The sequence below is a fragment of the Candidatus Harpocratesius sp. genome (genome assembly GCF_054039255.1).
Genome location: NZ_JBPLBG010000019.1, coordinates 1 through 15,731 on the forward strand (window position 1 = coordinate 1; position 15,731 = coordinate 15,731).

General features: G+C 32.8%; 8 protein-coding genes. 5 read left to right on the plus strand and 3 right to left on the minus strand.

Annotated features, from left to right (window positions below):
* Window positions 1-232 precede the first annotated feature (232 nt).
* A complete protein-coding gene (locus tag ACXLDF_RS04060; RefSeq protein ID WP_457557216.1) occupies window positions 233-655 on the plus strand; it encodes a hypothetical protein in 423 nt (140 codons plus the stop codon).
* Between the two features lie 61 nt (window positions 656-716).
* Here the strand turns inward: ACXLDF_RS04060 and ACXLDF_RS04065 are convergent, their stop codons facing one another.
* Window positions 717-1,850, minus strand: coding sequence for a hypothetical protein (locus ACXLDF_RS04065; protein ID WP_457557217.1), 1,134 nt, complete (start codon window positions 1,848-1,850; stop codon window positions 717-719).
* 1 nt (window position 1,851) lies between these two features.
* On the minus strand, window positions 1,852-9,120 hold the full coding sequence (locus ACXLDF_RS04070) for a hypothetical protein (protein ID WP_457557218.1): 7,269 nt from the start codon (window positions 9,118-9,120) through the stop codon (window positions 1,852-1,854).
* A gap of 181 nt (window positions 9,121-9,301) precedes the next feature.
* Here ACXLDF_RS04070 and ACXLDF_RS04075 point away from each other — a divergent pair, with 181 nt between their 5' ends.
* The 3 genes from ACXLDF_RS04075 to ACXLDF_RS04085 all read left to right on the plus strand — a co-directional run bounded on the left by ACXLDF_RS04075 (window position 9,302) and on the right by ACXLDF_RS04085 (window position 13,629).
* Window positions 9,302-10,573, plus strand: a complete 1,272-nt coding sequence (locus tag ACXLDF_RS04075; RefSeq protein ID WP_457557219.1) for a M28 family metallopeptidase — start codon at window positions 9,302-9,304, stop codon at window positions 10,571-10,573.
* A 176-nt stretch (window positions 10,574-10,749) separates the two neighbouring features.
* Complete coding sequence (locus tag ACXLDF_RS04080) at window positions 10,750-11,808, plus strand: hypothetical protein (protein WP_457557220.1); 1,059 nt, start codon at window positions 10,750-10,752, stop codon at window positions 11,806-11,808.
* 120 nt (window positions 11,809-11,928) lie between these two features.
* A complete protein-coding gene (locus ACXLDF_RS04085) occupies window positions 11,929-13,629 on the plus strand; it encodes an alpha-glucosidase (RefSeq protein WP_457557221.1) in 1,701 nt (566 codons plus the stop codon).
* Between the two features lie 90 nt (window positions 13,630-13,719).
* Here the strand turns inward: ACXLDF_RS04085 and ACXLDF_RS04090 are convergent, their stop codons facing one another.
* On the minus strand, window positions 13,720-14,610 hold the full coding sequence (locus ACXLDF_RS04090; RefSeq protein WP_457557222.1) for a damage-control phosphatase ARMT1 family protein: 891 nt from the start codon (window positions 14,608-14,610) through the stop codon (window positions 13,720-13,722).
* Between the two features lie 173 nt (window positions 14,611-14,783).
* Here ACXLDF_RS04090 and ACXLDF_RS04095 point away from each other — a divergent pair, with 173 nt between their 5' ends.
* Window positions 14,784-15,437, plus strand: a complete 654-nt coding sequence (locus ACXLDF_RS04095; RefSeq protein WP_457557223.1) for an eL13 family ribosomal protein — start codon at window positions 14,784-14,786, stop codon at window positions 15,435-15,437.
* Window positions 15,438-15,731: the final 294 nt, after the last annotated feature.

A 15,731-nucleotide genomic window follows, 5' to 3' on the forward strand; every position in this document is an offset into this window, starting at 1 on the left:
CAACCTCTCCTTCTCCCGGGCTTAAATGACCGACAAAAAACTTTTTGGGATAGGCGGCGGAAGTGGGAGGCTGAATTGGCAAAAAAGCGAAAAAACTTATAATTCTAAGATCTTAAAATACACTCAATTCTTTGGAGAATATTTAAGAATTATTCCATTAAGTGAAAAATAAATAGACAAAATGAATTTTTTGAATAAAGAATGATTTTTTGCAATAAAAAGGTGAATAAAAATGGATGAACTAGATGAATTATGGATAATACACGAATCAGGAGTGTGTCTTTATAATTATGCAATAGAAAAAAAAATGAATCCTGCACTTTTTGGTTCTTTTTTTGCAGCTATTAATCAATTTGGTGAAGAATGTGCAAATACTTCAATTGATGATATAACTATGGGCAACAATTTCCTTTCAAATTATAAAATACCAGAATATCATGTTACTTTAATTGGAAGATCAACAAAAACAAAGAAACGGAAAACAATGCAAAAAATATTAGAAAAAATCGCAAAAATCTTTAAAACTCAATATTCTCCCGAAGAAATTGCTAATTTTGATGGGAAGATAGATCGATTTAGTAATTTGACCGCGTTAATTGATTATTTTTTTAATCAACAGGAACATATGATAGAAGAACTTAAAATGATTTTTTAATTATGTTTTTTCGAAAAATTACAAAAAAAGGAGAATAGAATAAAAAGAAAAAAAACAGAATTTATACAACTTCAGTTGCACTTTTTGCATTCTTCTCGATAGATTTGGCTTTTTGCATCAAGTAAAATTCTTCTTTCATTAAATCCAATGCTTTAATCAATACATTCGAATTTTGGGCTTTGGTACGGTATTGTTTACGGATTGTATCTAAAAGATGAAGCGGGAAATATTTTTGAATGAAAAAATCGCTGATCAAACTATAATACTCGTTTCCTTTATCATCTTGAAACACCGCAATCATTCGATTTTCCCAGAATTTCCGAAGTACAAGATCTAATTCTTCAACTCCTTTCTTTCGAAGTTTTTCTAGATCATTCCGTGTTACCATTGCTTCCCTTAAAAGTTTCAAAACTTCATAACACTGAGGATCCAACATGATATCATCGATAATTTTAAGATTATCTTTATCATTTGGTTTGTATGCTTCAAAAAAGCTCCGAACTTCTTTAAGATAATCATTTTTTAAAGATTCTGGAAGATGTCGATCTACAGGATCTTTAATTAATTCCTTGGGAGGAATACGCAATATCATCAATCCTTGAGCAAGAAAAACCATATCAGACGATAAACCTTTTACAGAAGCTATTTTAACCAAGCCACTTTTTACCATTCCTGTTAAAATATTCTCAACATCAACGAATCCTTCACGATATTGATCTTTTAACCATATAGCAATTTCTGATTTACTTACGGCAGCTTCATCCCGAAGACGTTGAATAATCAAACGCTTAACCTCGCTGTTGTAATCCATACACATCCTTTGTTCATCTGTAAGAGTAGGATACACAGATAACCTTTGAAAAAGAGGAGGTAAAAGTGCATCAAGATTTCCTGAATCGAGATTTGGGATTATCTGACGCGAAGTTTCAGCTAATATTTCTTCATATACATCGCCATCTTCTTCAGCGGTAAGAAGCAAGATTATGTATACTGCAGAATCAGGTCCAGTATAATAGGATGCTAAATTAATAGCACCAGCAGTAATTGAAACAAGACCTGCTTCTCCAGTAAACTCATGTTGAGAATATAACTGCATTAGCGTTTTTTCTTGAATTTGTGTTTCCTTTGGATAAGCTCCGAGAATTTCCACACCTATTCGCTCATCCCAGTGCATGATAACCATTCCTGTGGGCATTTTAAAGACCTCCTTCTGCAGATGAACCTAATTCATCCATAGATTCAGGTGTTTTTGACTTTCCTACTCCCAGAATTGAAGTGATATCTAAGTCTAGTAGCTCCCAATAATCTTTGAAGCGATCAGAAATTTCTTCTTCGTAGGTTTTTGTAAGATTCTCATCAGATATTACTTTGTTTCCTGAAATCATCTTTTTAGTTTTATCTATTTGTTTGATAATCAGCGGAATTCGTGCATATCGAATATATCGGGTTGTTCCAGCAATTGCTATGGCAATTAAAGCCACACTACCACCAATATAGACAAAAATCTTAGGTACCCCTACTCCACCAACAGTAAATTCTGGAGGAGTAACCGAGATTGTGATATCAAAGGGTGCGATAGTATAATTTGCTTTTTCAACTGTGATTGTTGCTGTATCAGTAATAGCGGCCACTAAGGCGTTGTATTCTTCAGAATTTGTATCAATAACATATTTGTATAACCCAGGTGTATCCGTTTCTGGAATTGGAATATTTTTTCCTCGATAATGCATTGTAACGGTTGCACCCGTTAATGGTGCATTATCAACTGGGTCTGTCAGGTTAAACTCGATAACAATCATATTTCCTTCAGGAGTTTCTGCCACTTTAGAAGCAATTTGTTCTCCTAATTCAACCACAACTGGTCGTTCCTTGATAATTAAAGTTATTGTTGCAGATCGAGTTACGAAATTATTCTTTCCAAGATACACAGCAATGAGATAGGTTCCAACTGGTTTACTGATTGTATCAAAATCCATTCGGTAGTATCCATTTTCCATATCGGTTAACAATCCCGAATGTGTCCCAGAAGAATCTTCCCATTCAAAATAGGCAACATTTGCACCAGTTATAGCCGTTCCATCAATTTCACCGTATGTTATATAGAAATAATGAGTTGTACTAACATTAATGCTGATATCGTTTCGCAAGAATATAGTATTATTAATTCGTGTCTGAATTGGATCAATTACCAAATAAAATGTTATTATTTGGGTAGAATATTGGTACTTTTCAGCAGTAACATATAGGGTATAACTTCCAACACCTGCAAAATCGGTAGAATTTATGGCAATGGAATAGATCCCTCCTGCTTCATGAGATAATATTCCAGTCAATCCTGCTTGCTGACCAACATAGAATGAAACAGTACCATCTGTTATTCCAGTGCTTCGGTATAAATCTGTAAATTGAACAGTAATAATGAATTGATCCCGCCAGGTTACAGTATAATTTGTTTGTTCTGTGGTAAAGCTGGTTGGAATGACTAAAATATGGATTGTTAATACTAATTGCTGTGTTTCATATTGATTCTTAGTTGCAGTAATTCGGAATGTATATGTTCCAGCTTGGCCGAAATCAATAGACTGCAAATCAAATGTATACATTCCATCATTTTGTGGAAGTAAATCTCCATTTGGCATTCCTAACGAAGCAGCATAATAAGAGACAGTGGCATCTCCAATTCCTACTGGAGCACTTGAATTGATTAGATTATCGAATGATACAGTTAAATTCTCTGATTCACCCCAATATAGAGTAATTGTATCGTTTTCATAGGAAGAAGACAATTCAGTTGGAATGGTCATTATTGTAACCGTAATTACCAATGTCCGTGTGGCATATTGAGGCTTTGAAGCAGTAATTTCGAATGTATAACTTCCTGCTTGTCCAAAATCAAAAGAACTTAAGAATAATTCATAATTTCCATTCCCAGCATTTGAAAATGCACCAGAATCACTGTAATCTCCAGTCCCACTTACAACGTAACTTACTGTTCCACTTGAAATAGCAACCGGATTCAATGAATCATAAATATCAAAATAGCTTACAGATAATGTACAATTCATTTCCCAGTAAATGTAAATTTTTGAGGCATTCGTGGTGAAATTTACCGGTCGAATTCCGATATCAACATTAATTACAAGCTGTTGTGTTTCATACTGATTTTTTGAAGCTGTAATTGTAAATGAATAGGTTCCATTTGTTCCAAAATATGTTGAATTAAATTCGATTACATAAGCATTAAGAACAATTGAATAGAGAATTGATCCGTTATATTCAGGATGTCCTGTAACTGTGTATGTCACAGACCCATCTGTGATATTTTCTGAATTATCTTCATCAAAGTAGATAACGCTTATTGTAAAATTATCATTCCATGCTACAGCAATTGTGTCACTTGCAGTTGTTAAAGTTGTATTAATAACGGCAATATTTACAGTAATTGAAAGGCTTTGTGTTAAATATTGACTTTTTTGAGCGGTGACTAAATAAGTATAAGTCCCTGCAACGAATTGTCCACCCTCAATTGCATCAAATGAAATAGAATACCACCCAGTTCCTAAAGATGTTAAAAATCCAGAATCTGCAAAATCATTCGGTCCTGATGCAGAATAACTAATAGTTCCATCATTGATTGCAATTAAATTATAGAGATCTTCATAATATACTGAAAGTTCAAATGATTCACCCCAATTCACCGAAATTGACAAATGTTCTGCAGTTAACTTTGTTGGAATGATGTTAATGTTTACTGTAATTGTTACAGTTTGAGTTTCGTATTGATTTTTCATTGCTGAAATTACAAATGTATAGGTCCCATTGAACCCAAAATCAGTAGAATTCAAAGTATCTCGATAAGTTCCAGGATAAGATGCATAATGAAGTAAAGTTCCAGAACCAGAATAACCAACAGGACCTGTTACAGTATAAGAGACAGTTGCCCCGGTTGTGATTGGCACAGAATTTAGAAGATCACGAATATCTTCGAAATAAACTGAAAGTGTAAACTCCTCTCCCCAATAAACATTAATGTTTTCAGTAGAACTTAGATTTGTGGGAACAGTTTCAATGTATACTGTGATTGTAAGTGTTTGAGTTTGATGCTCAGATAATTCAGCAGTTATAGTGAACGTATAAGTTCCTGTTCGGTTAAAATCAATATCGCTAATGAAATCTTTTGAAAATACTCCACTACCAACATGAGGTAACGATTGAATACTTGTAGTTATACCTGAACCTGTAATAGTATAGCTAACACTTGCATCTACAAGAGGAGAACTATCCCGTGCATCGAGATAAGTAACTGCAATTGTAAAGCTTTCTTCCCAGAACAGAGTGATTGTTGTATTTGAAGTAGTCAAGGTTGTTGGAATAATTTCTATATTTACAATTACTGTTAAAGTTGAAGTTTGATATTGATCTTTTGTAAAGGTTATTTGAAAACTAAAAGTACCTACTTTACCATCAAAATATGAAGATGTATTAAATGAATCTTCATAATATCCACCTCCAACTGAACTTAAAAATCCAGATTTTGTGAAATTTTGACCTGTAACTGTAAAACTTACTGTTCCGTCATAAATACTAATCGGAGAGCCTGAATTTCTAATATCTTCTGCTTTAACTGAAATTGTAAAAACTTGATTTAATTCCTTATTATATTCTGATTGACTAGTTGAAAAATTAACAGGTATAATAAGAATTTCTACAGAAATACTAATTGATTGAGATTCATAATTTGGTTTAACAGCATCAATTTTAAAGGTATAGATACCGGCTTTTGAAAAATGAGTTGTATTAAATTCTATCGAATAAATTCCATTTCCGTCATTTATCAATGCTCCAGATTCACTAAATGAAGAACCTGTTATACTATAACTTACAGAAATATCACTAATTGGCAACGAGTTATGCGTATCAGTATAATTTACTGAAATAGAAAAGTTTTCAAGCCAGTATGGTGTTAAATCAGAAACTTGAGAAATAAAGGATGTAGGTAGAATATTAATTGTAAAAGATACCCACATTTGCTGTGTAACATAATTATCTTTCATTGCAACTACTTGAAGGGTATAATTCCCCACTTCACCAAATTGTGTTGAATTTATTTCTATTTCATAGATTCCAGTCGTTCCAATTTCATTAATCGTATATTCATGAAATGCTGAATCACCAACTATAGTATAATAAACGTTAGCACCAGAAATAGTCTGTGAATTATAAGTATCAGTATAATTTACAGTAACTGAAAAGTTTTCTTTCCAATACATTTGAATTCGATCAAGATAATCGTCAGAATTAATTGTTGTGGGTATTTCTACTACATCTAAATCAAAGTAAATAGTTTGAATAGTATGATTCTGCAAATTTGCTGTAATATCCACCCGATATTTATCTAATGAAGTGACTTTAGATGTATCAATTGCTACAGTATAATTTGTATAACCATTACCTGATTGCTCAACCATCGTTAATCCATGGTCATAATACCAATCCAAAATCACTGTAGCACCACTTAAATCTGATGAATCATCACTACGTTGATATGTTACTGTAACATTGAAGATTTCGCCCCATTTCTTCTCAATTATAGTAGATTTAATCGATAACCCCGATGATGTCTCGAAAACATCCGCTTGAGTAGGAACTTGATTAACAGTAATCCGAACTTCATCTTGATAACTTGGATCAGGATAACCGGCTTTTGTAGCTCGAAATCGTATAGTATATTGAGTGTCAGCAATTACGTGACTACTATTAAAATTAAACTCATATTCACCATCTTTTATCCAACTCATTTCACCTGATGCAATTAAACTTAATTCAGCGTCATAAACCAAATACTCCATTTTGTCAACAGGTAACGAAACAGGATCATTTGTGCCTTGAATGTAGGTATAATTAACTTGAATGAGTTGTAATTCACCCCAAACAAGAGTAACCGCAATTGATGGATCAATATTGGTAACATTAATTTGTGTCTCATAATTAGTATCTCGAAAATTCACCAAAACATCCTTCTGCACTTTTGTGTCCAGTGTAAATTTCTGAGTTTCACCCCAATCTGAAAGTGCATCTGTAGGATTGTTAGTTTGATTAATATCAGCTAAAGCACCAACAAATCTCACTTGTAATGTGAAATTTCCATAAGATTCAGGAGTATAACGGAAATACGTAAAATTAATTAAACCAGAAGTTGTTGTGGTGATATTTGCGATAGATTCACCACTTGTTTCATTTGCTAATAGAATAACAGCATTAGCTAATGGTTCTATTGAAGTACCTGTATCTCCACTAATATTCAATGTAATAGTAGAAATATTACAAATCAAAGTTTCAGTAGTGCGTAAATAATAACTCACATTAATAACACCTGATTGTAGTGGTGCCACACCACTATCTACTATACGAATTTTGAAATAGGATATCTCAAAACCATTTACATCAAATGATACATTTTCAGGGAAACTTCCAGATTCGCTGACTAAAGTTGATTCTACATCATTTCGATCATAACCTAATAATTGGTAACTGGTGATGCTATCTGAAAAATTATAAAGATCAACATGAATAGTTCCTAAAAGAGCATTATTAAAATCATCAGATGTTGTACTAAAAATAGCTAAAGTATTATCAGTATAATTCCCACTACCAACTAAATTCGCTTGATCAACTAAGCCATACTCTACCCAAGTTCCTGAACTCGCAGAATTTCTTGTAACAGTTCCACTCTGAATTTCAATGAAAGGATCTGCATAATTATATAAATCACCTAATTCAGTTGTGTCATAAAATACCTTGTAATCATAACTAGTTGAATCATTTTTATAGCGAATTGTTGTGTATCCATCTGAATCTAAGCTGCCGTTATAGACTGGTTGTCCCGTATCATAAAGAACAACAAAACCATGGTCAATAGGATCTCCATCATGATCACTTATTGAGAATTCCATTGACCAAATCGAAGAATTTATCGTTAAATTATAATTAAAATCGCTAAGTTGCACATTTTCAATGGATGCAATTGAAAATGTTACAGGATTAGCAACTCCTGATGTAGTATAGGAAACAGATACATTATAGATTTGGCCGATGGAAACGTCTGCAAAGCTCTTAACTCCATTGTTATCTGTATATCCTGTTTGATTCCAATCTCGTGTTTGGTTCCAAATTTTAACCTTAGCATTTGGGACAGGAAAACCATCTAAATCAAGTACTGTTATCCGGAAATTTGAGAAGACTGATTCTAATGTAGATGCTGATATACTTGCAGGAGTATTTGGATCTTTTGAGACTGAAACGTTCCAAATGGATAAATCATCATATGTCACTGGAAAATCAGCATAAAATTGATCTCCATCATTATCTGGATCATCTCCAGTTCCATCATCATCATCATGAACATAATAGATATAACGTAACAAATCGTTTGTGAAATGGCTTTGAACATCAAAAACATAATAGTGCCATGTATTTTGAGATTTCAAAAAACTTGTATCATAGTAATTTTGAGTTCCATATATTTGAGGTCCATAAACATATGAAGTAGATGTTGCAAATGATGTAGAAATACAGAGTTCTGCGCCTATGATATCATAATCAGTATAGGTTGGACTTGCAGAGGGAATATCATGTACATAAGCAGAATATGTAAAATAAAGGTATGAATATTTTGATGTATTTATTGGACTATCAAGTGCTTCTCTCAACCATAGATTACCTGAAGTAGAAAAAGCACCATTTCCACGTTTCCCATCAATTGTTGTATTTTGAACGTATGCATAATTTGGATTCCCACTAGCACCAGTTTGTCCACTGTATATTTCAAGAGTTGATTTATAAGTTTGAAATTCCGCTGCAGTATATTCGTATCCTTCATGGTGTAACCTGAAAGGTTTGTACGACATGCTACGTGAATAATCAGACTGAACTATTGGGTTATCAAAGGCATCTGTATTACCCAAACAAAAATATAAATAATAGGTTTTTGTACCAGAGAATGTTCCGCTGATTACCCATGCCAATTCGCCTTGATCTGTCAAACTTGAACCAGTATGATCATATTGAACAGGAATTGTTGATTTAACAATTGCTGAATCTGTCTGCTCAACTATTCGAAGATTAGTGGTATTTACTCGATCATTTTGAGAAAGAGGAATACCATTATCAACCAAAAATTGGCTAAAATTAAGATAATATTCTACAGGATAATCAGTTTGAGAAACCCCTCCCGTAGATACAGTGATTTTAATACGATATTCGTATATTTCATTCCACCAAGGAGAAACATCAGCAGCGGAGTTTGGAATGTAATTATCTGCTATCCGGTTTTCTCGGAGATTTGAAGTTTCTTGGAATGGTGAAAGTGTGTTTAAAGCCAAAGGAAACAATATAGAGGCGCTAATTATAAACCCAATAAGAATCGAAAAGAGTTGGCGCCTATCGAGATGATATTTCTTAAGCATAATTTGAAAACTCCAAAGTGTTTGCTCTTTTAATAAATGCATTACAAATATAAATTTCTTTTTTTTTTGCAACCATGATTTGCCATGCAAAAGAAAATATCTATTTTTGGACAGTTTAGTTTTTCTATTATTGGCCCGATTTTGCATTGTCATTTTTAATTTGAAAAAATGAAATAAGATTATGAAAAAAAACAACTCACTCGATTCATACACATTCGTAGAAAAAGAAGTACAACAAGCAATCGAATTTACTTCAAAGATTATTAGAGAAACAGGTGCCCGAATTACGGGAGACAATAGCACTCATAAAGCTGCCAAACTTATTGCAAATGAATTTCGGCAATACTGCGATACAGTAGAAGAAGAACCTTTTCCAGTTCACCCTAAAGCATTTCTCGGTTGGATTAAATTGATCACTGCTTTATACTTATTTGCCACAATTTCTGTGTGGTTTTCTATTCCCCTTATTTCAGGTTTATTGATTACAATAGGAATTGTGGCGATGGTAATGGAATTCTTTCTCTACAAAGAATTCATCGACCCCTTCTGGCGAAGAAAAATCGGAATCAATGTTGTTGGAAAAATTGAACCAGTAGGAGAAGTAAAGCAACAAATTCTTATTTCTGGCCATCATGATAGCGCTTTTGTGTTCAACTTTTTTGTGCATCAACCCAAATTATATCCAGTTCGATTGTATGGAGGATTGGGTTCAGTTGCGTTACTATGGTCACTATCATGGATATGGTGGATTATACAATTAACCACAAATAAGAATCCAACATGGGTTTTGGGTATTAAAATTTTTGCTGGAATTTCTCTTCTTTTAGTAATCCAAATGTGGTTTTTTAGGGGAAAAAAGGGCACTCCTGGGGCAGGAGATAATATGATTTCTGTTGCTATTGCTAATGAAATTGGAAAGAAAGTGGCTTATTTAAAAAAATCAAAAGAAAATTCTTCTGAATCGGCCTTAAATCATACTCGAATTTTAATTTGTAGCTGGGATGCAGAAGAAGTTGGGTTACGAGGTTCCAGAGCATTTGCAAAAAAGCATAAAAAAGAATTAAACTCCATCGCCACCTATAATTTCAATATCGATTGCCCGTATTATTTGGAAGATTTCTTCTTCATGACATCAGACGTTAATGGAACAGTCAATCTCTCTCAAGATATGGTAAGAGAATGTGTTGAAATCGCACATTCACTAGGATATCCATGTACATCAAAACCTATTGAATTCTTAACTGGTGGAACTGATGCTGGAGAAATGGCGAGAATTGGAGTAAAAGCAACAAATCTAATGGGAATGCCATGGGGTAATTCAAATCGTGCATCAGTTTATCATACCCCTGAAGATACAGTTGATAAAATCGAGCCGCAAGCAATTCAAGCTGCGATGAACATAGCTTGGCAATTTATTATAAAGAAAGAGGAAGAACTCAAGAATAACGAGTAAATATGTGAAAAGATTATAAATTAAATATAGAAATGCGAAAAATCTCATGAACATTTCTAACTTATTTTTTATTTTTCGTTTTTATTATGATTTCTACTTTGATTCAGAATTTTTTCCATGTAATGTGAATAAAGGATGTTAAATTTTTTCAACAATGGTCCATTGCTATTGGATTAATGAATCTTTGGCTGCTGGGAATATCTTGTTATATCTTTGCTTTTGGAATTGCCTTAGGACTACATATATTTCATCGATGGAATGATCCAAATAAGAGAAATTTTAGGATTTCTGAACTTACAGCCGTAATTTTATTTTTTTATCAAGGATTTCAAGTATTTAATCTTTTTACAAAGCCTACAGATAAAACAGCAGAATTTCTTACCTCCATCCTCTTTCTACTTCTTTCTCTTGAATTTTTTATATTATTCGGTGGAAATATACTTCCAAATATTATAAAAAAGAAAAAGAATTTTCAATATCGCGCAGAATATTCATACGAGAATTTTTTATCAGAAATGACGGAAAAAACGCAAAACTTTTCCAGTAAAGCCATTTTATTACGCGATCTTAGTCGTAAAGGTCTTCATATATTACAATTTTTAGGTGTACTACTTATTTATTTAATTTCTGAGGAGATCTATCCGTATCAACTTCTACAAGGGTTAACTTCATGGGAATTTCGTAATTATTTCTATTTCTTAATTAGTGCATTATTCTGGATGATAATGATGATTGGAGATATCACAAGGATTGAAGACTGGCGAGTTCTCCCAAAATGGGCATGGAAATGGTTCGGTACTTCTTTAGATTTGAAGCGTGAAAAATTTACCATAAATGGAGCGACACCAATTTTATTAGCAAATATGGTGTGGATTCATCCATGCATTCCCATTCAAGTTCTTTTAATTGCAGTTTGGATTTCATGTATCTCAGATGCATTGGCGGCACTCGTTGGAAAAAATTTCGGCAGGCATCCACTTCAAAGACTGGGGAAATTTCCAAAAAAAACGTGGGAAGGGCTGATTGCGGGAATTTTAAGTACTATTCTTGGCGCGATCGGGATTTTATTTTTCCTTCCTGCAAATATCCCATTTTTTGGATTGTTATTAATTTTAATTGGAACAACCACTGTATTTGTTTTCGCTGATTTGTTTTGCATCTATCTTAATGATAATTTAGTTAACAGTTTAGCTGGTGGCTTTATTGTATGGATAGTATTTTTGATTTTTCAATAACGGATTAAGAAATAAAATGAAATAATAGCAAAAAAATACTTAGAAGTAGTTGTAAATAATTGTAAATAATTGTAAACCTTATCTGCATTCTTCAATAATTATAGGAGTAGTGAAGTAATAATGGCTGTAAATATTTATTCAATTCCATGGTGGAAGAAAACTACAGTATACCAGATTTATCCACGCTCGTACTATGATAGTAATGGTGATGGTATAGGAGATCTTCCAGGAATTATTTCAAAATTGGATTATATTAAAGAAAGTGGGTTTGAAACTATTTGGTTTTCACCATTTTATGATTCTCCACAGCGTGATTTTGGTTATGATATTAGAGATTACCGAAATGTTGCGCCCGAATACGGAACTTTGCATGATGCTGAAAAATTAATTGAAGAAATTCATAACCGGGATATGAAAATCGTAATGGATATGATTTTAAATCATACTAGCGATGAACATCCATGGTTTGTTGAATCACGAAAAAATCGAGAGAATCCCAAAAGAGACTGGTATATTTGGCGTGATGGCAAAAAACCGAATGGAAAAGCACCACCCAATAATTGGCTATCACAAACTGGAGGTTCCGGATGGCATTATGATCCTTCAACTGATCAATGGTATTGGGCTGCCTTTTTACCCTTTCAACCAGATTTGAATTTCAGAAATCCTGCCGTACAAGAAGAAATGCTAGAAATTATGCGATTTTGGTTGGATAAGGGTGTAGATGGTTTTCGATTGGATATATTGGGATCTCTTTTTGAAGACGCAGATTTTCGTGATAATCCTTTTAAATTCAAGATTTTACCTTCAGATTCAGATCAAGGAATGCTTTTCAGATCTTCAAAAATGACCATTAATCATCCCGATACTATTGCCTTTACCAAACGTTTGCGTGAGTTGACTGATGAATATACACCTACCCGTTTTATGGTTGGAGAGGTTTTTGGTTCATATCAATCAATTCGGGCTTTTTGTGGTACTCCTGAAGCACCAGGCATCCACTCAGTCTTTCAATTTAAAACATTCGAAACACCATTTAGTTATGAAGGATTTTTACGATTACTTCAAGAAAGTGAACGTTGGTTTCCAGATCCATATATGCCGACATGGGTTTTTTCAAATCACGATAGAACTCGCCGAATTACAATTTTAAAAAATGATATCCGAAAAGCAAAATTAAATGCAATGTTTCAGTTAACAGTCCGGGGAATCCCGTACATTTACTATGGAGAAGAAATTGGGATGCGTCAAGGCGATATTCCATTTGAAAAGGCACAAGACGGTTTAGTTTCAAAATTTCTTAATTATCCAAAGTGGATCATTGTCTTATTACAAAAATTAACTGGAGGTGCCATCAATCGCGATGGTTGTCGAACTCCGATGCAATGGTCTTCATCTTTAAATGCTGGTTTTATTAATAATATTAAAAACTCTACAATTACACCATGGCTACCAGTTGATCCTGAATATAAAAAGATAAATGTAGAAGAAATGAAGCGCGATCTGGATTCTATTTGGCATTGTTATCACCGCTTGTTGGAATTACGTAAAAAATATCCTGCATTAGCAATAGGTACTATAAACATTTTTGCACCAGGAATTTTACCAAAAAATGTATTAGGATATAAGCGTTCAACAATTGTGAATGGAAAAGAGCAGAAAATATATGTATTTCTTAATTTTTCTAAAAAAGAAGTGAGTTTTTCCAGCCCAATCCACACACCTAAAATTTTATCTTCGACAACTGTATTAACAGTACCGATAAAAAAAGATGAGATAACTCTCAAACCTTGGGAAGGAATTGTGGTGCAAAAATCATAGAATCTACACCTCATAAAATTCATTCCAAATCCAAATTTCCTTTTCTTTTTTGCTTCTTATTCAAAATATTTTCATATTCTAATTATTTTCTTATTCAGACAATTTTTCTTGCTCAAAAATTAAAGTTCCTATCGGAACGTTAAAAATACCAGCAACAACTGAGCATTTCGCCTTTAACAAATAGAATAATGAACCTTTTGGTTTCAACTTAGATGATTTCGAAATACCTTCTAAAGACTCAAAATTTCCCTGCCCTTTTGAAATAATAAGATCTGCGTTCTGAAATACTTTGATAAATTCAGAAGATACTTCTTCAAATATTACTCCTGGAGATAAAGATCCTTCGACAACTTTACAGATTTCTGATAACCCAATTTCATCCGCTTCAATACGAGTAATATCATTAATTGCAGGTCCACCGCGCACACCATAAATTATTTGTATGCTTGGGTAGTGTTTTTGTATGAATTCTATAAAGATCTTATCAAATACGGCTTCACCGCAATTGTCACCGATGATAAATAATACTCTACTTTGGGTTAATTTCTGACGAAATTGCTTCATAATTTTAGAATTCAATGTAGCATCTTCAATTTTATTTAAATCTTCTTCTATATTAAAGTTGTGAGGTGCCCCAAAATCTATGGTATTGCCGATTACCATTAATTTAACAGCGGTAAATAGAGGATCAGAAGATGACTTCAATACTTGTTTTATTTTGGGAATTAAGGATTGGACAAGGTTATTATCTCGCTGTTTTATCGATCGATAAGGATCTGGGGCTTTAATTTCTTCAGCAATCGTTTGATAAACAATTTTTCCATAATAGGGAAGTTTTATATGGTTTTCATGGATAATTTTTCGCATAACTTTTTTTTGAACTTTTACAATCTCCCCATTTTCTATATTTGGTCGCAATAACCGCATACTTTTAAGAACTTGGGAGAGAAAACAGGACATACATTCTGCTTGAATTTCCATCGCTATTCTTAGAAAGTTTTCTCCAAATAAAAATTTAGTAAAAACAATGATTAAATTACCAATTGTAGATGATTTAAATGAAATACTCCTATAATGATTCTTCCCTTTGATTTCCCACAATTGTAAAATAAAATTTATAGAGATTTTAAATAGAAAGAAAATTTGGTTTAAATATGAAGACTCAAGTCCCTCAAAAATTCAGCTTGAAGGAAATTCGTGCGGCGGGATTGACATTAGATCAAGTAAGGAAGCACAAATTATTAATCGATAAACGACGGAAAGGTATGGATAATGAACGTATTACCTATTTAAAATCCCTCGGAATTCCTGCTCAATATACTGGACCTAAACCCCAGCCACCTAAAATAAAAACACGTATACCTAAAAAACGAAAAGTACAAATCAAAAAACCAAAAACTGTTGAAGTTAAAACCATAGTTAAACCAAAATCCGGCTCCAAGTCTGCTAAAAAACCAGCTGTAAAACCTAAAGTAAAACCTTCAGTTAAACCAGTTAAAAAAACAATTGAAAAACCTGTTGAAAAACCAGCTAAAAAACCAACTAAGAAACAAACTGAAAAATCTGAAGAGAAAAATACATTTACTAAGGATACTTCAAAATCTCTTGATCCTAAAGTGCAAGATGCAATCTCTAAAATCTTCAAGGATACACCATTATTCACTAAAAAATCAGATTTATTAGAAGCAATTGAAAAGCATGTTGCATCCATTACAGACATGAACACTAATCAAATCTTTGATAAGCTAAAAAATGAAAATATTATAAAGTATTCTCGCACAGCTCCTCGAGGATATTCACTTAATTAATTTTTTTTCCATTTCATTCTTTTTTCTATCCTTTTTCAATCCACAAATTATAGAATCCTATACAGAAAAAGACTTTTTTTATCTATTTCAGTTAACAAGCAAGGAACATTATTATTTATTTATAAAACTCCAAATTTACATCAAAATCGCGAAATGGGACTCATTTTGTAATTTTTTTTTGCAATATCATGGATAGTACGTATAAATGCCCTAAAATGATACGAATAAGCTTTTTTATGAAAAAGTGAGATTTTTACTTCTCTAAATATTGAAATAATAAAAAACACGAAAAAT